The sequence below is a fragment of the Rhizobium sp. ZPR4 genome, assembly GCF_040215725.1.
GTDB lineage: Bacteria > Pseudomonadota > Alphaproteobacteria > Rhizobiales > Rhizobiaceae > Rhizobium > Rhizobium rhizogenes_D.
In genome coordinates, this window is the sequence record NZ_CP157967.1 from 2,078,768 (window position 1) to 2,100,096 (window position 21,329).

Consider the following 21,329-nt stretch of genomic DNA (forward strand, 5'->3'; position numbering starts at 1 on the left):
GGGCAGCTTTCGCCCTTGCCGCAAGTAAAAGCAGCTGCTAACGGTCGCCTCACTCTTTCCTCCCCTTCCCGCAGGATGCAGATGTCTCGCATACAGGCGAATTTGTTGTTGTTGCTTGCCGCCGCGATCTGGGGCGGCGGTTTTGTTGCGCAATCGACAGCCATGAAGGCCATCGGACCATTCTGGTTCATCGGCCTCAGATTCGCCGTAGCCACCATGGTCGTCCTACCCTTCGTGTGGATGGAGAACAGGAAAGCCGCAAAGCCGCTGACGTCTCGCAACTGGCTCTCCTTCCTCCTGATCGGCATCGCCCTCTTTGGCGGAGCGGCAACGCAGCAGCTCGGGCTTCTGACGACGACCGTCACGAATTCCAGCTTCATCACCGGCCTTTACGTGGTCTTCGTGCCGCTGATCGCCGTTATCTTTCTGCGTCGCTCGCCGCATTGGGTCATCTGGCCCGCGGCATTGATGGCGCTTTGCGGCATCTATCTGCTCTCGGGCGGCTCATTCTCGCGCCTCACCGTGGGCGATTTCCTGACCGTCGTCTGCGCCCTCTTCTGGGCAGCGCAAATCACGCTTGCCGGCTCGGTCGTCAACGACACCGGCCGCCCGCTTGGCATCTCCGCCACGCAATTTGCGGTCACCGCCGTCCTTGCGCTTGCAGTTGCCGTCGCCATCGAGCCGATCAGCATCGCCGATATCCGCGCAGCACTCGGCGAGATCCTCTATGTCGGCATCTTCTCCTCAGGCCTCGCTTTCGCGCTGCAGATCATAGGCCAGCGCTACACAACGGCGCCTCAGGCCGCGATCTTCCTGTCGTCGGAGGCATTGTTCGGGGCTTCGCTCGGCGCCTTGCTGCTCGGCGAGACCATCGGCCCGCTCGGCTATGCCGGCTGCGCCTTGATGTTTACGGCGATGCTGGCCGTGGAATTGGTGCCGGAATTGGCTCGCCGGCGTGCCGCAACAGCATAAAAAACGCCGGAAATGCGCGCTTTTAGCCGCTTGACGGCATGGCTTGCCAAAATTTTTCGAACAATCGAAAATGGCCGTTCACACCAGCGGATTTGGGGAAATTTCACCAAAACTATATCGCGAGCGATGCAAAACCCTTAGAAACTTGTTTCAAAGTGGGAAAATTTGCGAATCGCCTTAACATACTCGCGTTACGGTATTGTGCCCGTTGTGCCACGTTAAAAAACTTTTGCTTGCCAATTTCCCATAAACACAGCACTCTCAATGGTGTTCGGGCATTTTTAGAGCATGGGAAGTCCTAATAGAATTGCGCGCCGGAAACGCTAATATTCCGGTCAGCTTGATCAAGAAGCGGGGTGGCAAACATCGCATCGAGATCATGCCGAGTTACGGGGACCTTTTCCTTCAAATTTCGAGAACTGCCTGCAAGCGCCCGCAAGGGCAACACAAGTAATGCTGCCCGTGTGGATGGTGGGCAGAGAGAAAAGGACCTGAGGCATGGCCGAGACTGGCACTGTAAAGTTTTTTAATACCGATAAGGGCTTCGGTTTCATCAAACCGGACAAGGGTGGCGCGGACATCTTTGTACACATTTCTGCAGTTCAGGCTTCTGGTCTGGCAGGATTGTCGGAAAACCAGAAGGTAAGCTTCGACACGGAACCGGATCGCCGCGGCAAGGGACCAAAGGCCGTCAATCTGCAGATTGCTGGCTAAGACACCTTACGGCTATCAAATTCGAGTTGAGGCCCGGCAGCAATGCCGGGTTTTGTCATTCAGTCTGCATTCAGTTTGCCACGTATAATTTGCCTCCCATGAAAGAGCGGGAACGACTTTTGTCCCGCTTCCGTTAGAGGATAGGCCAATGACCATACTCGGCAAAACGCTCGTCATGTCCGCCGTCGCCGCGGCATTGACGGTCACATCCATCAGCGCTGTTTCCGCCGATGAATATTGGCGCCATCGTAACCGTGATGGTTGGGCGCTCGGCGCTGCCGGGCTGGCAACCGGCCTGATCGTCGGATCCGCCATTGCCAGCCAGCCGCGCTACGTCGAGCCGTCTCCGGTCTATGTCGATCCTGGCTATGACGCGCCTCCTCCCGGCTATTATTATCGCCCGGCACCGCGCCGCGTCTATGTCGAGCGTGACGTCAGCTATGATGCGCCGCCTCCGGCATACGGCATGCGTCCCTGGTCGCCCGCATGGATGCGCTATTGCTATGACCGCTACAGAAGCTTCGACAGCCGTTCCGGCACTTATGTCGGCTATGACGGCATGCGCCATTTCTGCACGGCCGACTGATTTCCGGCCGGACCGGGATCATAAGACGAGGAACCAAAGCGCCGCTTTCGAGCGGCGCTTTCTTTATAGTCCGCGCAGGAAAGGATTGGTGCGACGCTCGTCGCCAATCCGGCTGCCTGGCCCGTGGCCACAGATGAAACCGACTTCATCGCCCAGCGGGAAGACCTTGTCACGGATCGATTCCAAGAGCTGCTGGTGATTGCCGCCGGGCAGATCGGTTCTGCCGATCGAGCCGTTGAACAGCACGTCACCGAGATGGGCAAAGCCCTGCTTGCGGTTGACATAGATGACATGGCCGGGCGCATGGCCTGGGCAATGGAAAACCTCGAACTCATGCTCGCCGAAGGAGACCTTGTCGCCCTCCTTGAGGAAGCGGTCCGGCATGACGTTGCGCACGCCGCTGATGTTGAACATCTTGCCCTTGGCCTCGATATCCTCAAGTAGGAACCGATCGTCCTCATGCGGGCCGATCACCTCGATGCCGAGCGCCTCGCGCACCTCGTCGGCGCCGCCGGCGTGATCGATATGGCCGTGCGTGAGCCAGATAGCCTTCAGGGTGATGCCGTTCTCGCGTACCGTCTGCAGGATGATATCGACATCGCCGCCCGGATCGACCACCACGCCCTCCTTTGTCTCCGGATCGAACAGGATAGTGCAGTTCTGTTCGAAAGGGGTCACCGGAATGATGCCGGCCTGGAGCATGCCCATGGAGCGCCTCGTCTGTTTGATCGTCGGACTGTCGGTATAGCGGCAAACATCCGGCAAAACAGCCCCTGAACCTTTAAACTCGAGCGAACGCCGGCGATCGAACTTCGAGATTCGAGAATATTCATCCATTTCAAATGGTTGTTTTCCCTTCCCGTCGAACGATAGTCCGTTGGCGTCCGGCAAACCGGAACACTCAGGCACTCGAGGCGTTGAAGATAAGTCTTTCAAGACAGAAGGAGAAAACCAATGTCCTTGAAAAGAAATCTGTTGCTGGCAGGCGTCGTCCTTCTCGGCAGTGCGGGTCTTGCCCAGGCCGAGATGGCCGCGACCACCGCCACGGATATAGAAGTTCGTTCCGGGCCGGGTGCGGAATTCCCGACGGTCGGCGTCGCCACACGAGGGTCCGAAGCAACGCTGGACGGCTGTGTCGAAGGTAGCCGCTGGTGCCGGGTCGACGTCAATGGCATGCGCGGCTGGGTCTATGCACAATATCTGAGCGTCGAACAGAATGGCGCCTCGGTCGTCGTCCAGGATCACCGGGATGATCTGGGCATCCCCACCATCACCTATGAACAGACCGATCCGGTCCAGACCGGCAGCGTCCAGCGCATTCAGCCCGGTCCGAACGACCAATTGCTGGGTCCCGTCGATCAGAACGGTGGCGATGTGGTCGCAATCACCCCGCCTGAGGAAGTCCGGACCTATATAGATGATAATCCGGTCGATACGGTTCAGTTGAGTGGAGATCTCGCAGTCGGCGCCACGGTTCCGCAAAGCGTGGAAGTGCACCGCATCCCAGATTACCAATACAGCTACGTCGAGGTAAACCACCAACCCGTACTGGTCGATCCGGGTACGCGCCGCATCGTCTATGTCTATCGCTGATTCGCCCTGCAAGACCGCATAAGATGGCGAAAATTGACATGCGGCGGGACGGCCGCATGTCCAAATCACGGATTTCCCCTGAAATTATTGCAGAATTCTCCCGTTTGAGTTGCCCTTCTATTTCCAGCGATCCGTGCATGATGTAATCCTAATATCGATGAGGATTATCGCCGCTCCCTGGCATCGATCCGGGACGCCGCGAGAGGGCATCCGGAAGCGTCTCCGGAACTATGGGAGAAGGGCAGTCATGGAAAGTCTAGGGCCTATCATCACGCAATTGATTGCCGGTGCGATCGGTGGCAACGCCGCGAGTGCCGTTTTGAAGCAAGACGGGATTAATCTCATTGCGAGGACGATCGCCGGGGCCGTGGGTGGCCTTGGTGGCGGCCTGATCCTGAACCTGATCGGCAGCGAAGCTCTTACAGGCCTCATCGCGCAAGGCATATCCTCGTTGGTCGCTGGCGGCGTGCTCTCCGCGATCGTCGGTGCCGTTCTCGGCCGCAAGTCGTAACTAGATCGGATCGCACAAGCCGGGCCTGAAAACTGCCCGGCTTGTGCGGATTGATACGCAATTCCATTTGGCAACAGGCGTACCTCGCCCGTGCCTTAAAGTGGGTGGCGCGGAAAAGATGCCGCCTTCACGATGGTTGCCGTCCTCGATGGCCGGATATGTGCGGCCCTCCGGCCAGGGCGCCTATCTCTCGTCCTATTGTCCTCAGGCGATCTCGCAGCCTCACCTCTGGGTTGCTTTCAGACACATTTGCCCCTTATGCGCGAGTGGCGACAGATAAAAATACAGGATATGTTGGAGTTTTTGCGGGACCGCGCTTAATTTCCCGATAGGACAGTCTTGTTCGAGCCACACGGCATTGTGCGAAGGCGGGCAACGACGTAAAAATGCGTCAATAGAGCTGACATATTTTTGCGGAAGTTTCCCGAATGCTCCATAATAAGAAAGGAAATGTCACGGTGCCACGACAGATGAGCCAGAATGCGGCAAAGACGGAGCTGCTGGCCACGCCGATGCAGAATGCGGGAAGCATCGATTTCGAGATTATCGAGCTGCTTTTCTTCGCCTACCGCGATTTTGTCTCCGATCCGGACCAGATCCTCGTCAAGAGCGGTTTCGGCCGGGCCCATCATCGCGTCGTCCATTTCGTTAACCGCGAACCCGGCATGACGGTTGCGGACCTTCTGGAAACATTGCAGATCACCAAACAGAGTTTGGCGCGGGTTCTCAAACAATTGATCGATTCGGGTTATATTCGCCAAGTCGCGGGTCCGGAGGACCGGCGGCAGCGCAAGCTGTACCCGACGCAGGCAGGCCGCGATCTGGCGCTGGCGTTGGCCGAGCCGCAATCGCGCCGCATTGAAAGGGCATTCGAAGGCGCGTCGGAAGCGACGCGCGAAAGCGTGAAGCGTTTCCTGAGGGGAATGCAGACCGGGAAATGACGGCAATCCCGCCCGTGGGGCCGGTGCGGAATGCGTCAACTCAATCGATGGGTAGGACAGGATCGAGACGAACCGAATGACGACAAAAGCAGCAATCTCGGATGACGCAGCACATCTTCTGGTCGTGGACGACGATACCCGTATCCGCGCCCTCCTCAACCGTTATCTTATGGAGAAGGGCTTCCGCGTAACGGCTGCCGCCGATGGTGCCGAAGCCCGCCGCAAGCTGGAAGGGCTGGATTTCGATCTCATTATCATGGACGTGATGATGCCCGGCGAATCCGGCATTGCGCTGACGGCGAGCCTGCGTGCCATCAAGAATATTCCGATCATCATGCTGACGGCACTTGCCGAAGCCGATTCCCGTATAGCGGGCCTGGAAGCCGGCGCCGACGATTATCTGCCAAAGCCCTTCGACCCGCGCGAACTGGTGCTGCGCGTCAACAACATCCTGCGCCGCAACGCACCCGCCGATTCGCCGAAGATCGAACTCGTCATGTTCGGGCCATACACGTTTTCGCTGACCCGCAAGGAGCTCAAGAAGTCGGCCGAACTCATTCGCCTTACCGATCGCGAGCAGGAAATCATGCTGCTTTTCGCCAAGCGCGCCGGCGAGACGATCCCGCGCCATGAGCTCATCGGCAATGACGCAGAAGTGGGCGAGCGGACGATCGATGTGCAGATCAACCGGCTGCGCCGCAAGATTGAAGATGACCCGGCCAACCCTATCTGGCTGCAGACGGTGCGTGGCATCGGCTACCGCCTTAGCATAGACTGAATTTGGTTCCGAGGATCAGTGGCGATGGTGGCATTCGATTCAATCAGGCGCGACCAGGAGCACACGCCGTCCAACGGGCTGCGGTGGCTTTCGCGCTGGATGCGTCGCTACGTGCTGCCGACTGGCCTCTACGCCCGCTCATTGCTGATCTTCATCCTGCCGATGATCATCCTGCAGGCCGTCGTCACCATCGTCTTCATGGAGCGCCACTGGCAGATGGTGACACAGCGCCTGTCGATGGCGACCACGCGCGACATCGCCGCCATCATCACCATCATCCAGACCTATCCGCAGGATGCCGACTATTCCGCCATCACCCAGATGGCCCGCCAGAAGCTCGATCTCGCCATTTCGATCGAACCGGGTGGCGAGCTGCCGCCGCCCGGCGAAAAGCCTTTCTTTTCGATCCTCGATGGTATCCTCAGCGACGAGATACGCGATCAGATCAACCTGCCCTTCTGGATCGATACGGTCGGCAACTCCAGTCTGGTCGAGATCCGCATCAAGCTGCCCGACAAGGTGCTGCGCGTCTTCGCCAAACGCAGCCAGACCTATGCGTCGAACACGCATATCTTCATCCTCTGGATGGTCGGCACCTCGCTGGTGTTGATCGGTATCGCAGTCCTCTTCCTGCGCGGCCAGATCCGCCCGATCCTCGCTCTGGCTCAGGCGGCCGAAAGCTTCGGCAAGGGACAGCGGCTGGAAAACTACTCTCCCCGCGGTGCCGACGAAATACGCCGCGCGGGTCTCGCCTTCATCCTGATGCGCGAGCGCATCGAACGGCAGATCGAGCAGCGTACGGCGATGCTATCCGGCGTCAGCCACGATCTGCGCACGGTCCTCACCCGCTTTAAGCTGCAGCTCGCCCTTGTCGGTGAAAATCCGGATCTTGTCGGCCTCAGCGAAGATGTGGAGGATATGCAAAGCATGCTCGAGGGCTATATGGCCTTCGCGCGCGGCGAGGCCGAAGAAGATGTCGGGCAATTCAAGCTCAGCGATATCCTCGAGAAGATCCAGCAGGACTTCACGCTGCATGGAAAATCCATGAGCTTCTCCATCGACGGCGAGGATCAGATTTCCGTCCGGCCGAATGCATTTACCCGCCTGGTGACGAACCTCGCCACCAACGCCCGGCGCTACGCCAACAGCCTTCGCATCGAAGCCCGACACAGCGCCAAATGGCTGACGATCATCTTCGATGATGATGGCCCGGGCATTCCGGTCGCGGCACGGGATGACGTCTTCAAACCGTTCTTCCGGCTGGATTCCGCCCGCAATCTCGACAAGTCAGGCACAGGCCTCGGCCTTGCCATCGCGCGCGACATCGCCCGCAGCCATGGCGGCAACGTCACGCTCGGCGACAGCCCGCTCGGGGGCTTGCGCGCGACCATCCGCATTCCTGCCTGAGGGAGAGAGCATATGCCGATCGATATCGATGGCATGCACTGGCTGAACACGCCGCCGATGTGGGAAGTGAACCGCGGACGCTTGTTCGTCCAATCCGGCAGCAAGACCGATTTCTGGCAGGAGACCTATTACGGCTTCCACCGCGACGATGGCCATTTTCTCGGAATGCCCCGCCGCGGCGATTTCACCGCCGAAGTTACCTTCGTCGGGCATTATCGCGAGCTCTACGATCAGGCCGGCCTGATGATCCGCCACGACGCCAGGCATTGGATGAAATGCGGGATAGAATATACCGACGGCGCCCGGCATTTCAGCGTCGTCGTCACCAATGGCAATTCTGATTGGTCCGCCTTCCGGCTCGATCATGAGTTCGATGCCATGTCCGCGCGGGTCACGCGCAACGGCGATGCTCTCTTCATCCAGTACCGCACAGACCGGATGGATGAGTGGCGCATGGCAAGGCTTGCCTGGTTCGATCCGACGCTGGAGGAGGTATTGGTCGGCCCGGCCTTTTGCTCGCCGCAGCGCGAAGGCTTCGAGGCGGAATTCCTCGACTTCAGCCTGACCGACCCGGTATCGAGGGATATTCACTAAACCTTTCCCTTTCGATTTCGAAAGGGGTGCCGCTCACATCATCCTCTTGCCGTTCGGCACCGGCTGGGTCACGGCTGCCAGAACAATCGCGCCGGAATCGTCCTCAAAACCGAGCGTCAGAACCTCGGAGCGAACCGGCCCGATCTGGCGTGGCGGAAAATTGACCACTGCCAGCACTTGCCGGCCGACAAGAGCTTCCGGCGTATAGTGCGCGGTGATCTGTGCTGAGGAGCGCTTGATACCGATCTCCGGCCCGAAATCGATCCTGAGCTTGTAAGCAGGCTTGCGCGCTTCGGGAAAAGTCTCCGCTTCGATGATCGTTCCGACACGGATATCCACCCGCTCGAAATCGCCATAGGTGATCTCTTCCGTCATGTCCTGCCCTTTATCGAAAATTCAGCCGGCCAGTTCCTGCGCCCGTTTGCGCGCCGCTTCAAGAGCCGCATCGAACAAGGGCTGCATACCATCCTCCGCCATCAAGACACTCAGCGCCGCCGCGGTCGTCCCACCAGGAGAGGTCACGTTCTGACGCAGGCGCGAAGCGTCGTCGGGAGACTGGTGCAACAGTTCACCAGCCCCCGCGACGGTTTCCCGTGCAAGTCGCATGGCGAGGTCCGCCTGCAGGCCGAGCTTCCGGCCCGCCTCCGCCATGCATTCCACGAGATAGAAAACATAGGCAGGCCCGCTGCCCGAAACCGCAGTCACCGAATCGATATCGGCTTCGCCGGGCACCCATTCGACCGGGCCGGATACTTTCAACAGGTTCTGGACCAGCTGCCGCTGGCGATCGCTCACGCGCACATTGGCAAAAGCACCCGTCACACCGCGCCCGACCATGGCGGGCGTGTTCGGCATGGCGCGCACCATCGCCGCTTCGCCTAGATGCGTTTCAAGCGCAGAGATAGTCTTGCCGGCCGCGATCGAGACGACGACCGTCGCCTCCCCCACAAGCGGCTTGAACGGCGGCAGAACCGCGTCCATCAGTTGCGGCTTGACGGCGATGAAGAGAACCCCCGCCGTCGCGCCTTTCGGAACTTCGGTGACATGGCTTGCGCCGGCATCCGCAATCATTTTCCGCATCGCTTCGGACGGATTGGGATCGACGACGATAACCGATGATCCCGGCACGCCGTTCTTCAGCCACCCCGTCAGCAATGCGCCACCCATATTACCCGCGCCGATCAGGACGATCGGCCCGGAGGATGCAAATGCATTGGCGGATTGTTCACCTGTCATGTCACGCTTCGCCTACCGTTTCGAAGAGCACGGCTTCCATGGCGCGGTTCGCGTCAAGGCCAGACCATACCACGAATTGGAAAGCCTGATAGTAGGCTTCACAAGTATCAAGCGCATTGGAAAGCAGCACCTCAACCTGCCGGTTGGTCGGCTCGGCCCCGCCGGACAAGAGCAGCGACTGGCGGAAAATGACGATATCTTCCTGCCGCCACAGATCGAAATGACCCATCAGCACCTGCCCGTTGATGCAGGACAGCAGCTTGATCACCTCGTTGACGCGCGGGTCTGGAACCTTGACATCGAACGCGCAGGCTATGTGCAGCGCCTCGAATTCCTCCATCCAGGAGAACGAGACGTGATAGTCGGTCCATCGCCCTTCGACGGTCATGGCGAGCTCATCTTCGCCGGACCGTTCGAACGACCAGTCGTTGTTGGCAGCGACGAATTCGATCATGTCGACCGGATTCGATTGTCGTTCGGCTTCCATTTCCATAAGGCTCATGCAGCACCTTCTTGACCGGATCGGTTGCAGTTTTCCCGTGGCTCAACACTGAAAGAACGCAAACAATTTTACTCCGGAAACATACTCGGGATGATGTTGAACGGCTGCCAGACTAACGCTTCCACCATGCCCGGGGCTTACCAAGTCCGTTTCGAATCATCATTTAAAATCAGTGTATAGCGGCATGCCCGGCATGCCAGCCCCTGAACGGCGATTTTGGAAACGGCACTGTGGAAAGCTCTTCCGACGTCTATTCAGAAGGGAGTCATAACCGACTCTGGCGATTGGCTTTTTTGCCTATGTCCACAGGTGGAAAAACAGACGGAAATTTTCAGAGGAAAAAGGCACGGCAAACGGGTGCCGCGCCGATCCGCAAACAGAAGTCCAGGCTTATTTGCCCTTGGAGGCAAGCTTGGCTTCGAGCGCTTCGATTCTTGCAAGCAGCGCCTCGTTTTCGTCGCGCGCCTTGATCGCCATTTCGCGAACGGCTTCGAATTCCTCGCGCTTGACGATATCCATGCTGTTCAGCCAACGCTCGGCATGGGCATTGAAGGCGGTCTCGATCTCGCGGCGCACGCCTTGGGCAGCACCGGCGGCATCGGTCATCAGCTTGGCGAATTCATCCAAGATTCGGTTCGGTCCAGTGCTCATGGCAATCTCCTTGCGGCCGTCGGCCCTCAACGGTCAGGCATCGATATGGGCCAGATAGTGCTGAGGTAGGATTTCCAAGGGGCCGATGCAAGCAAATTGAGATAGGACTGGACAACCGAACCTGCCATCTCGGGCGGATCAACAATCGACTTGACCGTTTCGATAGCGAGCGCCATGTTCCGCGCACATTTTGGATATTTAGCATGATCCCGCCCCGAAATGGCACGGTGCTTTCGGGAACATGCTGCAACGGGCCTGACGATCTTGCTGACATCCGCCAATCTCGCCGCCATCCTGCCGTTTCCGGACATCGACCCCGTGGCCGTCTCTCTCGGCCCGATTTCCGTCCATTGGTACGGGCTTGCCTATGTCGCCGGCATTCTGCTCGGCTGGTTCTATGCACGGCGGCTGGTCGATAACGGCAGGCTCTGGCTGAACGATACCGCGCCGATGACGCGCCAGCATCTGGATGACTTCATCCTCTGGGTCGCCTTCGGCATCGTCCTCGGCGGTCGCATCGGCTATATCCTCTTCTACGATCTCGATCCGGTGCTGGCCAATCCGATCCGCGCCATCGAGGTCTGGAATGGCGGCATGTCCTTCCACGGTGGATTAATAGGCACAACTATCGCCATGATTTTGTTTGCAAGACGCAACCAGATCCCGGCCTGGAGCCTGTTCGATATCGTCGCCGCCGTCGCGCCGATCGGCCTGTTCTTCGGCCGCATCGCCAATTTCATCAACGGCGAGCTTTGGGGCCGCGTGAGCGACGTCCCCTGGGCGATGGTCTTCTGCAGCCCGCATGTAATCGCCGCCCATAACGGCGTCTGTCCTGCAGGTCCCGATCCGCGCCACCCCAGCCAGCTTTACGAGGCCGGCATCGAAGGCATTATACTGTTCCTCGTGCTCTTCATCCTCACGCGTTGGGCACTGGCATTGAAGAAGCCGGGCACGGTCAGCGGTATTTTTGTCATCGGCTATGCCTTCTCGCGTATTTTTGTCGAATTCTTCCGTCAGCCTGACGAGCAGCTCGGCTATCTGCTCGGCACGAACTGGCTGACGATGGGCATGGTGCTGTCGCTTCCGATGGTCGCCATCGGCCTGTGGGCAGTCATCCGCGCACGGCAGGCAGCGGCAAGGCAGATGGCTTGAAGTGGGGTTAATATCGCGTGGTCCTGGCTAGAAAGGCTCCCAGTCTTTCAGGATCACGCACTAGCGAAAGCAGAGAATGACGACGGCGCTTGGGGAAAAAATCAAAACCATCATCCGCACGAACGGGCCATTGAGCATCACGGATTATTTTTCGCTGTGCCTCGCCGATCCGGTGCATGGTTATTACAAGACGCGTGAACCCTTCGGCCAATCCGGCGATTTCGTTACCGCGCCCGAAGTCAGCCAGCTATTCGGCGAAATGATCGGCGTCTTCATGGTGCATGCCTGGCAGCGGCATGGAACGCCCGCTGAAGTGCGCCTCGTCGAAATCGGTCCGGGCCGCGGCACGATGATGTCCGACATGCTGCGCGTCATCGGCAAGCTGGCCCCGCCGCTCTATGATGCCATGACGGTACATCTCGTCGAAACCAGCGAACGCCTGCAGGGCTTCCAGCGCCAGACCCTCGATGCCTATGGTGCAAAAATCTCCTGGCATACGGATTTCGGCGAGGTGCCTGAAGGTTTCACCCTGCTCGCCGCCAACGAGCTCTTCGACGCCATTCCCATCCGTCAATTCGTCCGCACCGCCAACGGCTTCCGCGAGCGCACGGTCGGCCTCGACGTCAATGACGAGTTGAGCTTCACGGCCGGCATCGCTACGCTTGATCCTTCCCTTCTTCCAGAGGGTGGCCCGCCGCCGATCGGCACGATTTTCGAAATTGCGCCTGCTCGCCAGGCCGTTATGACGGCGATCTGCGACAGGCTGGTAACCTATGGCGGCACCGCGCTTGCCATCGACTACGGCCATATGGCGACAGGCTTCGGCGACACGCTTCAGGCCGTGCGCATGCACGAATACGATCCGCCGCTGGAGCATCCGGGCGAAGCGGACCTCACCAGCCATGTCGATTTCCAGCATCTGGCACAAACCGCCCTCGCCTCCGGCATGCACATCAATGGCTGCTGTCATCAGGGCGATTTCCTTATCGGGCTCGGCCTGCTGGAGCGGGCGGCGGCACTTGGCAGAGACCAGGACGCGGCAATCCAGGAGAACATCCGTGTCGCCGTGGAAAGGTTGGCCGGCGCCGGCGAAGGCAAGATGGGCGAACTCTTCAAGGTGCTGGCGGTCTCCAGTCCGGCAATCGACCTCCTGCCCTTTCGTCCCGTCAGCTGAAACCTGGCCATTGATCCCTACGGATTGACAGCGCGCGCCGGACTGGGCCAACATCCCAGTCAAATCGAACTGCTTCGCCGCGGCTGCGTTATTCATCGCACGACAGGCTGAACCAAGACATCAAGGGACACTGCAGTTGCCGACACCACTTGCAAGCACGCTGCTGGGCGCCGCCGAGGCTGCTGGCATTCGCCATGGCTATTTCACCCGCGCCGGCGGCGTTTCGGAAGGTCTTTATCGCGGGCTGAACGTCGGCCTCGGCTCGCATGACGATCGTGACCATGTGCAGGAAAACCGCCGCCGCGTCGCCGACTGGTTCGGTCTGTCCGTCGAACAGCTAGCCACCGTGCATCAGGTCCATTCGCCGGATGTCGTGACCATCGACGCATCCTATGACGGCAGCCGGCCGCAGGCCGATGCAATGGTGACGGCGACACCGGGCATCGCAATCGGCGTGCTCGCGGCCGATTGTGGCCCCATACTCTTCGCCGATCCGGAAAATCGGGTCATTGGCGCCGCTCATGCCGGCTGGAAGGGCGCGCTGACCGGTGTCTTGGAAAACACCATCGACGCCATGGTCGCGCTCGGCGCAAGGCGCGAGGCAATCATTGCCTGCCTCGGCCCCTCGATCAGTCAGGCGAGCTATGAGGTCGGCCCCGAATTCGTCGAACGCTTTCTTGCTCACGATCCTGATTATGCCAAATATTTCGCCCCTTCAGAACGCGACGGCCATGCCATGTTCGATCTGCCGTCCCTCACGGTCGATCGGCTGAGCAAGGCTGGCGTCACCGCCGAAAGCCTGAACCTCTGCACTTATCCGGATCCGGAGCGCTTCTTCTCCTATCGGCGCACGACGCATGCCAAGGAGCCGGATTACGGACGGCAGATTTCTGCCATCGCCATCGGAAAGGCAGCTTGATATGGCCCTGCATTTCGAACGCAGCGAATTCGATGCTCGTCTGGCACGGCTGCTGGCGAGAATGCAGGAGGAAAAACTCGACGCCATGCTGCTCTTCGCACAGGAGAGCATGTATTGGCTGACCGGCTACGATACGTTCGGCTATTGCTTCTTCCAGACGCTAGTCGTCAAGGCGGACGGATCGCTGACGCTTCTGACGCGCTCGGCCGATCTTCGCCAGGCACAACTTACCTCTGTCATCACCGACATCCGTATCTGGGTCGATCGCATCAACGCCGATCCGACGCTCGATCTCAAGGAGCTTCTATCCGATCTCGATCTTCTCGGCGCCCGTATCGGCATCGAATATGATACCCATGGCATGACGGGTCGCGTCGCCCGGCTGCTCGACCATCAATTAGCGAGCTTCGGCCAGATCATCGACGCCTCCTATCTCATCAGCCGCCTCCGGCTGACGAAGAGCCCGGCGGAAATCGCTCATGTCGAACGCGCCGCAGCACTGGCCGACGACGCTCTCGATGCAGCCCTGTCTCTGGCTAAGGCCGGTGCGGACGAGTCAGACATTCTCGCGGCCATGCAGGGAGCTGTCTTTTCCGGCGGCGGTGATTATCCCGCCAACGAATTCATCATCGGCTCGGGCGCGGAGGCCCTGCTCTGCCGCTACAAATCCGGCCGCCGCAAACTCGACGCCAACGACCAGCTGACGCTCGAATGGTCCGGTGTCGATGCCCATTATCATGCCGCCATGATGCGCACGGTCGTCATCGGCACTCCCAGCCATCGCCATCGCGAGCTCTATAGCGCCTGCCTGGAAACCCTGCAGGCGATCGAAACGATCTTGATGCCGGGACACACTTTCGGCGACGTCTTCGACATGCATGCGAAGATCATGGACGAGCGCGGCCTTGCCCGCCACCGGCTGAACGCCTGCGGCTACTCTCTCGGCGCCCGCTTCTCGCCGTCATGGATGGAGCATGAAATGTTCCATATGGGTAATCCGCTGGAGATTCAGGAGAACATGTCGCTCTTCGTGCACATGATCATCATGGATTCCGACAGCGGTACCGCCATGACCCTCGGGCAGACCTATCTGACGACCTCGCAGGCTCCGAAAGCCCTTTCCCGCCACCCTCTCGAATTTCTTAACCGTTAGGGGCGTAATATAGCGATCCTGGATGGTCAGACCGTCGGGAGAAAGGATCGCGTCAATGGGACTGGTCAGGATAACGTTGACTGTCGCCGGCTTTTGCCTCGCGCTCTCCGCCTGCAATACCACCGACGCCCTGACGCCGCCCGAAGCCATCGGCGATGTGGGCTCCAGCCCGGTCACCCAACGCGATGTCGAGCGCATGGCTTCCGCGCCCCCCCGCCGCCAGGTCTATCAGGACACGCAGGACAGCTACGGCTATCAGCAGCAAACCTCCCAGCAGGCCTATCAGCAGCAAAGCTACGGCGGAAGCGGCACGCTCGACGAACAGGCCACGGCGCTAAGATCGAGCGGCAACAATCCTTACGCCTCCCGCCCGCTCGACGGTTCCCGGACCGCCTCCGTCGCTCCGCCGGCCGACAATCAGTTTTCGGAGGCCGACGAGCAGCGCGAGGCCGACCGGCGCCTGTCGGACAATCCACAGCCCCAGCAGCAGCAACAGGTTGCCGACGACCCTCAGCCGGAACAACAGCAGCCGGATCAGCAACAGGCATCGCTGCCGCCCACGGCTGCGGCCGGCGGCAACAGCGTCCGTTTCCTGCCGATCATCGGCGCTCCTGTGGAAGCCGTTACGCCGCTGTCGCGTCAGCTTGGCGCCGACGCCCGTTCGCTCGGCCTGACGATCAAGAGCTCAAGCGATTCCAGCGCCGCCTATATCCTCAAGGGCTATCTTTCCGCCTTTGAAGACGGCCCGCAGATTTCCGTGACCTACGTCTGGGATGTGCTGGACAGTAACGGCAACCGCGTCCACCGCATCCAGGGGTCGGAAAGCGCGCCCCTGAAACGCGGCGACCCCTGGTCGGCCGTTCCTCCGACCGTCATGCAGAAAATTGCCACCAAAACCATGTCGGAATTCAATTCCTGGCGCGAATCCAACGGTGGATAGCCACAAGCTTTTCAGAAATATGAAAGCTAACACGCCTCTCCCCCTTGCATTCGAGAGCAAGGCGGTTAAAAGCGCGGCTATTAGGTTGGTAATAGGCGGGCCACAATGAAGGTTTTCGCAGGCAATTCGAACCGGCATCTTGCCGAAGCGATCTGCAATTATCTCAACGTTCCCTTGGGCAAGGCCAGTGTCAGGCGCTTCGCCGACCAGGAGATTTTCGTAGAGATCCAGGAAAATGTACGCGGCGAGGACATATTTGTTGTCCAGCCAACATCGTTTCCAGCCAACGACCATCTCATGGAACTGCTGATCATGATCGATGCCATGCGCCGTTCGTCGGCACGGCGCATCACGGCGGTCCTTCCCTATTTCGGCTACGCCCGCCAGGACCGTAAGGCCGGTCCGCGCACGCCGATCTCGGCAAAGCTCGTGGCAAACCTCATTACCGAGGCTGGCGCCGATCGCGTTCTGACGCTCGATCTGCATGCTGGCCAGATCCAGGGCTTCTTCGATATCCCGACGGACAATCTTTATGCGCTGCCGATCCTGACACACGATATCAGGGTCAACTACGATATCGGCAACGTCATGGTCGTCTCACCTGACGTCGGTGGCGTAGTGCGTGCCCGCGCGCTCGCCAAACGGCTCGACTGTCTGCTGGCGATCGTGGACAAGCGCCGCGACCGCCCGGGTGAATCCGAAGTGATGAACATCATCGGCGAAGTGGCCGGCAAGGATTGTATCCTGATCGACGATATCGTCGATTCCGGCGGCACGCTCTGCAACGCCGCCGAAGCGCTGTTGAAGAACGGCGCGACCAGCGTCACCGCCTATATCACGCACGGTGTTCTCTCCGGCGGCGCCGTGACCCGCGTCGCAAATTCGAAACTGAAGGAATTGGTGATTACCGATTCCATCCAGCCGACGACCGCCGTGCTGTCGGCGCCGAATATCCGCGTGATCACGACGGCGAGCCTCATCGGCGAAGCCATCAACCGCACCAGCCAGGAAGAATCGGTTTCGAGCCTGTTCGACTGAAGCTTGTGGCCGCCTCAGGTGGCCTTTGCTCGCGCGGGATGCGCCTGTTTCCATGCGAGCAGGCCGATTCCCACCAGACCCGAGATGAAGACGGCCGCCCCCGAGCCCATGATCGAAGGCCCGATGCCGAACCATGCAAACAGGGTCGGCGACATCAGGTAGGCCAGAAGCAGGCCGGTGAAGATCGCGCACATCAATAGACGGTAGACCTGCGCCAGACGATGCGGCTCGCTGCGCGTCTGCATCAGATGCAGCATGGCAAGGTTCTCGAAGGGTCCGTTGATCGCCGCAAAGCACGCCACGAGCATCAGCGATATCCGATCATGCATCAGCGGCAGCAGGAAAACTCCCGATCCGAAGATGAGCTTCGCCACGATGATCCAGACGACCGGCCGGCGTGGCTTGACGCTGCCGAGGATCAGATTGGTGGTCAGGTTGCCGACGCCGTAAGCCGTCATCATCAGGCTGTAGTCGGTCAGCGGATCGGCGCTGGTTTCGCGCAAGTGCAAGATCATGCCAAGCAGGACCCCCATCGCCCAGGCGACGTTTCCCATCAAATTGGTAAACATGCCATAGAGGATCGCCGCATGGCCACGCGCTGCGCGCCACCCACCAAGAACGCCGTCCACGACGGCCGGCATTCCGGAGAAATCGCGACGCCGCGATGCCGTGGGGAGCTTCGCCACCGCCAGCCACACGGCAAGCGCCGAGAGTATGAAAGTGCCGGCGGTGACCGTGAAGAACTGAGATTTCGGCAGGAGCCCGTTCACGAGCGCGATCAGGCTCGGACCGAGAATGCGCGCCATGCGGCGCGTGGCGTCGAAAAGGCCATTCGTTGCGTGCCGAACCTCGGCATCGACCGCAATCATTGGCAGGGTCGCCTGCAGCGACGGATCGAATGTCGACGTCAGCAACGCGATGCTTCCGGCAAGCACGATCAACAGCGGCAGGCTCATCAGATGCAAAATCCCCGCCAGCGATAGTGTCAGCAATAAAGCCGCGCGCAGCAGGTCGGCGGTGATCATCGTCGTGCTGTGCCGCCAGCGATCCGTGACGATACCCCCGAACAGGCTGCCAAACAGCAGCGCCCCAGACTGCAATGCGGAAACATATCCCGCATTGCTGCCGATGAAGTCGGCCGCAATCCAGACGACTGCGACCATGTAGAATTCGGAGCCTGTAGCCGCCAGCACCTGGCCGGTCCATAGAAGAGAGATCGAGCGCTGGCTCAGCGGCTTCAGGACAAACATGAGCGCATTCTGACTTCGGAGTGGCTTACTTCATGACCTGGCCATTGACCGTCACGTGACCGTCGTCGGAAAGATCGATATCCCAGCGCGAGCGTCCGTCGGTATCCGTCTTGGCAAAACCCTTGGCCATCATCAGGCCGAAAGAGAGCTGAGAAAGATCGGCCTTCGTCTTTGCAGCTTCCTGGATGGCAGCAATCGTCTTGTCGAGATCGCGGGCAAGAACCGTCATCTTCATGGCGACGCGGTCCTTTTCGGTCAGCCAGCCACGCAGGCTGCCGGAAGCCTCGACATCATAGAGGCCCGAGACGGCGCTGATCTTCGGGAAGTTGATGGTCATCGTCCCATCGGGGAACATGGCCTTTTGCAGCTTCTCGTCCATCGCCGTGTCGCTGTCCGGATTCTTCAAATCGGCTTGCTGGAAAACATCCGCCAAAGCGGAGAAATTCAGGTTCGGCACCTGCACCTGGATATCGGCCGCATCGGGAATGAAGGCAATATAGTCTTCAGGCACCAGACCCGTTTCCAGGGCAAGCTTCTCGGCATTCAGCCCGAAGTCGGCATTCATGGCATTGGCTGGCCCGGCTACCTTGAAGAAATAGCCCATCTTCTGCAGGCCGCCATTGCCGAACGGTGTCGTGACCGCGATATCCTTGATGGCGACGGACTCTTCGAAGGAACCGACGATCGGCATGGCATCCATCAGCAAAGCCTTGACTGCCTTGCTATCGGCATCGGAAAGCGTCTTCTGATCCTTGTGCTCGGAGACGAACTGCAGCAGGGAGTTGACGGCCTTCAGGGGCAGCTTCGTCGCACCCATGTTGAAATCGATCGCCGCGATCTTGATTTCTCCGAGCGTCGCGTCGTCGGACGAGATCTTGTCGTAAAGTGATTGCAGGCTGCCGTTCATCTTGAGATCGAGCCTGCCCGGCTCACCGCTGTCAGCCGATGACAGAGCATAGACGATGCTGTCGGCCGTAGCGTCATTCTTCTGGACGCTTTTGTTTTCGTCGGTGATCTTTGTCGATAGGGTGATGCCACTACCCTTCATATCCATGGACCGCAGATAATGAAGCGCCGGATCGAAAACGCCCTGGAAAGTCGATGATGCCAAGGCATAGCGAAATTCGCCATCGGGGCCGCTGCCGGGCTTCGAACGGGCCGTCACATCGAAGGCGTTGTTGCCTTCGATGTTCCAGAGGCCGCTATCGAGCGGCGTTGCCAGCATCATCAACGGCTTGAGGCCGCTGATGTCGAAACCGCTTACGTTCAGCTTGTCGAGAAGCTTCTGCACATCATAGGTGACTTCGTAGTGCGTGCTGACCGGCTTGACCGAAATCGCACCGCTCTTCGTGATATCATCGGGCAGGAAATAGGTCAGATTGCCGTAAAGATCCTTGGCCCCTTGTTCGCTGACGTCGGCAGCCTGCACAACGCCGGCCACGCCGGCAGCGAGAACAGCCGCCGTGGCAACCGCTTTGAAACGCATAATTCACCCCCAAATATGATGGAAAAGAAACGTGGAAATCTGGAAAGAGCCGACCGGCCTTTCGCATGGAACTTGATCATCGCCCTGATACATGGGCTTACCCTCAAACCTCAAGGCTTCTTCATCACCTGTCCGTTGACCGTTACCGTCCGGTCTTCATCCATTGTGACGTCCCAGCGCAGACGGCCGTCCGGGTCTGTCTTGGCAAAACCCTTGGCGGCCAACAGGCTGAAGGAAACGCTGTTCAAACGAGGCTGGGCCTTGGCGACCTCCTGAATGGCGGCAACCGTCTTGTCGAAATCGCGCGCCAGGATCGTCGCCTGCAGCGAAATGCCGGAATGCGCCTTGGTCGAACCCTTTAGCTCACCGGAAACCTCGACGTCGTAGACATCGGACTTTGCGCTGATCTTCGGAAACTCCAGCGTTCCATAGCCGCTCGGGAACATCGTGCGCTTCAGCGCCTCGCCGGAAACCGGTGTCGCTTTTGTGGCAATCGAATCGAGCCCGGCATCGATGAGGCCGGCGAAGTTGATATTGGGCACGCCGAGCTGAATATCCAATGTTGCCGGCAGGAAGGGCGTAAAGGCAGCAGGAACAAGATCCGCATCCGGTGTGAACTGCTCGGCCCGTAGCTCCAGATTAACGTTGGACGCCTTGGTCAGACCATCCATCTTGAAACTGTAGTCGATACGCTTGACGCCGACCTTGCCCTTCTCTGTGGCCACCAAGGCATTGTTCACCGTCACGGTCTTGCTGAGCGAGCCGAAAACCGGCAGGGCGCGGTGCACCAGCTGCTCGAACTTCTCGCTGCCGCTGTCCGAAAGCTGCTTAGCCTTGACGTGCTGGACGAAGAAACGGATGAGCGCACGCAGATCCTGCGCCGGCAGGCTGGTGGCCGTGGCGCTGGTGGCGACGCTGTCGGCGCTGAGGGTTATGGGCAAACCATCCGGCCTTACGGCAATTTGCTCATTCAAGCGCTGCAGCGTGCCCTGCATTTGCAGATCGACCTTGCCCGCCTCACTGCTGTCGGTGACTGTATGAGCAAACGAGGCGCTGTCGATAGTGGCATCGATCTTGCGCCCGCTTTTCGGGCCGCTGCCGGCGCTCGAGAATTTCACACCGCTGCTTTTGATCCCCATCGATCGCATCATCTCGATCGTGGGATCGAAAATACCGTCAAAGGAGCTGGAGGCGATGGAATAAGCGACGTCCGAGGTCGGCGAATGCAGGGCTACATCGAGACTATTGTCGCCCGTCAGATGCCACCGCCCCTGTTCGACGGGCTGCGCAAAAAGGGAGAGCGGCTTGAAACCCGTCACCGAAAACGCGCTCGAATTGATCTTGTCAAAAAACTTCGCAAGATCATAGGTAATCTCATATTGATCGCCCGCCGGCTTGACGGTCACGAAATCGCTGCGGGCAAGGTCCTGCGAAAGCGAATGGGTCAGGACGTTGCGGAGTTCCTTGGCACCTTGCTCGTTGACGTCGGCTGCCTGTGCCGCGCTGGCAAGACCCATGGAAAAAACCGCGGCGGCGATTGCTCTTGAACGCATGCCCGACCTCTCCTTCTGACCCCAATCGATTGGATTCGACTGTTGATGGGGCCGAGGGTATATGTCAAGTCGTTGATAGAAATGGCGCCGCAGGCTTATTCGCGGCAGTTGCAATGTCACCACAAGGCTTCGCATTCCGGAGGTGCTTGCACCTTTGATCGCTTTGTATTATACGCCAC

The 21,329-nt window shown here is 59.4% G+C and carries 23 protein-coding genes; 15 read left to right on the plus strand and 8 right to left on the minus strand.

Features of this window, described 5'->3' with window-relative positions; all coding sequences use genetic code 11:
- Nucleotides 1–81 precede the first annotated feature (81 nt).
- The 3 genes from ABOK31_RS10220 (at nucleotide 82) to ABOK31_RS10230 (ending at nucleotide 2,272) form a co-directional block, all read left to right on the plus strand.
- Nucleotides 82–972, plus strand: a complete 891-nt coding sequence (locus ABOK31_RS10220) for a DMT family transporter (RefSeq protein ID WP_349955952.1) — start codon at nucleotides 82–84, stop codon at nucleotides 970–972.
- A 498-nt stretch (nucleotides 973–1,470) separates the two neighbouring features.
- Complete coding sequence (locus ABOK31_RS10225) at nucleotides 1,471–1,686, plus strand: cold-shock protein (protein ID WP_004116423.1); 216 nt, start codon at nucleotides 1,471–1,473, stop codon at nucleotides 1,684–1,686.
- A 148-nt stretch (nucleotides 1,687–1,834) separates the two neighbouring features.
- A complete protein-coding gene (locus ABOK31_RS10230; protein WP_174180219.1) occupies nucleotides 1,835–2,272 on the plus strand; it encodes a BA14K family protein in 438 nt (145 codons plus the stop codon).
- Nucleotides 2,273–2,335: 63 nt separating this feature from the next.
- Here the strand turns inward: ABOK31_RS10230 and ABOK31_RS10235 are convergent, their stop codons facing one another.
- A complete protein-coding gene (locus tag ABOK31_RS10235; RefSeq protein ID WP_174180221.1) occupies nucleotides 2,336–2,980 on the minus strand; it encodes an MBL fold metallo-hydrolase in 645 nt (214 codons plus the stop codon).
- A 246-nt stretch (nucleotides 2,981–3,226) separates the two neighbouring features.
- On the opposite strand from ABOK31_RS10235, the gene ABOK31_RS10240 reads away from it, so the two are divergent.
- The 6 genes from ABOK31_RS10240 (at nucleotide 3,227) to ABOK31_RS10265 (ending at nucleotide 8,096) form a co-directional block, all read left to right on the plus strand.
- On the plus strand, nucleotides 3,227–3,865 hold the full coding sequence (locus ABOK31_RS10240) for a DUF1236 domain-containing protein (protein ID WP_174180223.1): 639 nt from the start codon (nucleotides 3,227–3,229) through the stop codon (nucleotides 3,863–3,865).
- Between the two features lie 247 nt (nucleotides 3,866–4,112).
- Nucleotides 4,113–4,376: a hypothetical protein gene (locus tag ABOK31_RS10245; RefSeq protein WP_092711633.1), complete on the plus strand. Its 264-nt coding sequence runs from the start codon at nucleotides 4,113–4,115 to the stop codon at nucleotides 4,374–4,376.
- Nucleotides 4,377–4,846: 470 nt separating this feature from the next.
- Complete coding sequence (locus ABOK31_RS10250) at nucleotides 4,847–5,317, plus strand: MarR family transcriptional regulator (RefSeq protein WP_174180744.1); 471 nt, start codon at nucleotides 4,847–4,849, stop codon at nucleotides 5,315–5,317.
- Nucleotides 5,318–5,393: 76 nt separating this feature from the next.
- Nucleotides 5,394–6,095: a response regulator gene (locus tag ABOK31_RS10255; protein ID WP_174180225.1), complete on the plus strand. Its 702-nt coding sequence runs from the start codon at nucleotides 5,394–5,396 to the stop codon at nucleotides 6,093–6,095.
- 24 nt (nucleotides 6,096–6,119) lie between these two features.
- A complete protein-coding gene (locus ABOK31_RS10260) occupies nucleotides 6,120–7,502 on the plus strand; it encodes an ATP-binding protein (RefSeq protein WP_174180227.1) in 1,383 nt (460 codons plus the stop codon).
- A gap of 12 nt (nucleotides 7,503–7,514) precedes the next feature.
- The gene (locus ABOK31_RS10265) at nucleotides 7,515–8,096 is read left to right on the plus strand and encodes a DUF1349 domain-containing protein (RefSeq protein ID WP_174180229.1); all 582 of its coding nucleotides are present in this window, start codon (nucleotides 7,515–7,517) and stop codon (nucleotides 8,094–8,096) included.
- 33 nt (nucleotides 8,097–8,129) lie between these two features.
- Here ABOK31_RS10265 and ABOK31_RS10270 read toward each other — a convergent pair whose 3' ends face one another.
- The 4 genes from ABOK31_RS10270 to ABOK31_RS10285 form a co-directional block, all read right to left on the minus strand.
- Entirely contained in the window at nucleotides 8,130–8,471 is a 342-nt protein-coding gene (locus tag ABOK31_RS10270) for a tRNA-binding protein (protein WP_349955957.1), read from the minus strand.
- A 21-nt stretch (nucleotides 8,472–8,492) separates the two neighbouring features.
- Nucleotides 8,493–9,332, minus strand: a complete 840-nt coding sequence (proC, locus tag ABOK31_RS10275; protein WP_349955958.1) for a pyrroline-5-carboxylate reductase — start codon at nucleotides 9,330–9,332, stop codon at nucleotides 8,493–8,495.
- Between the two features lies 1 nt (nucleotide 9,333).
- On the minus strand, nucleotides 9,334–9,834 hold the full coding sequence (locus tag ABOK31_RS10280; RefSeq protein WP_041677603.1) for a YbjN domain-containing protein: 501 nt from the start codon (nucleotides 9,832–9,834) through the stop codon (nucleotides 9,334–9,336).
- Between the two features lie 390 nt (nucleotides 9,835–10,224).
- Nucleotides 10,225–10,485: an accessory factor UbiK family protein gene (locus ABOK31_RS10285; protein ID WP_069612652.1), complete on the minus strand. Its 261-nt coding sequence runs from the start codon at nucleotides 10,483–10,485 to the stop codon at nucleotides 10,225–10,227.
- 264 nt (nucleotides 10,486–10,749) lie between these two features.
- On the opposite strand from ABOK31_RS10285, the gene lgt reads away from it, so the two are divergent.
- The 6 genes from lgt to ABOK31_RS10315 all read left to right on the plus strand — a co-directional run bounded on the left by lgt (nucleotide 10,750) and on the right by ABOK31_RS10315 (nucleotide 16,861).
- Complete coding sequence (gene lgt / locus ABOK31_RS10290) at nucleotides 10,750–11,637, plus strand: prolipoprotein diacylglyceryl transferase (protein WP_174180746.1); 888 nt, start codon at nucleotides 10,750–10,752, stop codon at nucleotides 11,635–11,637.
- A 76-nt stretch (nucleotides 11,638–11,713) separates the two neighbouring features.
- Nucleotides 11,714–12,811: a class I SAM-dependent methyltransferase gene (locus tag ABOK31_RS10295; RefSeq protein ID WP_349955959.1), complete on the plus strand. Its 1,098-nt coding sequence runs from the start codon at nucleotides 11,714–11,716 to the stop codon at nucleotides 12,809–12,811.
- A gap of 136 nt (nucleotides 12,812–12,947) precedes the next feature.
- A complete protein-coding gene (pgeF, locus tag ABOK31_RS10300) occupies nucleotides 12,948–13,730 on the plus strand; it encodes a peptidoglycan editing factor PgeF (protein WP_349955960.1) in 783 nt (260 codons plus the stop codon).
- Nucleotide 13,731: 1 nt separating this feature from the next.
- On the plus strand, nucleotides 13,732–14,883 hold the full coding sequence (locus ABOK31_RS10305) for a Xaa-Pro peptidase family protein (protein ID WP_174180239.1): 1,152 nt from the start codon (nucleotides 13,732–13,734) through the stop codon (nucleotides 14,881–14,883).
- Between the two features lie 55 nt (nucleotides 14,884–14,938).
- A complete protein-coding gene (locus tag ABOK31_RS10310; RefSeq protein ID WP_349955961.1) occupies nucleotides 14,939–15,823 on the plus strand; it encodes a hypothetical protein in 885 nt (294 codons plus the stop codon).
- Nucleotides 15,824–15,928: 105 nt separating this feature from the next.
- Nucleotides 15,929–16,861 (plus strand): ribose-phosphate pyrophosphokinase, encoded by a 933-nt coding sequence (locus tag ABOK31_RS10315; RefSeq protein WP_075851078.1) that lies wholly within the window; start codon nucleotides 15,929–15,931, stop codon nucleotides 16,859–16,861.
- 14 nt (nucleotides 16,862–16,875) lie between these two features.
- Here the strand turns inward: ABOK31_RS10315 and ABOK31_RS10320 are convergent, their stop codons facing one another.
- The 3 genes from ABOK31_RS10320 to ABOK31_RS10330 form a co-directional block, all read right to left on the minus strand.
- Nucleotides 16,876–18,111, minus strand: a complete 1,236-nt coding sequence (locus ABOK31_RS10320; RefSeq protein ID WP_349955962.1) for an MFS transporter — start codon at nucleotides 18,109–18,111, stop codon at nucleotides 16,876–16,878.
- Nucleotides 18,112–18,136: 25 nt separating this feature from the next.
- Nucleotides 18,137–19,597: a hypothetical protein gene (locus ABOK31_RS10325; RefSeq protein ID WP_349955963.1), complete on the minus strand. Its 1,461-nt coding sequence runs from the start codon at nucleotides 19,595–19,597 to the stop codon at nucleotides 18,137–18,139.
- 110 nt (nucleotides 19,598–19,707) lie between these two features.
- Nucleotides 19,708–21,150, minus strand: coding sequence for a hypothetical protein (locus ABOK31_RS10330; RefSeq protein ID WP_349955964.1), 1,443 nt, complete (start codon nucleotides 21,148–21,150; stop codon nucleotides 19,708–19,710).
- Nucleotides 21,151–21,329 lie beyond the last annotated feature (179 nt).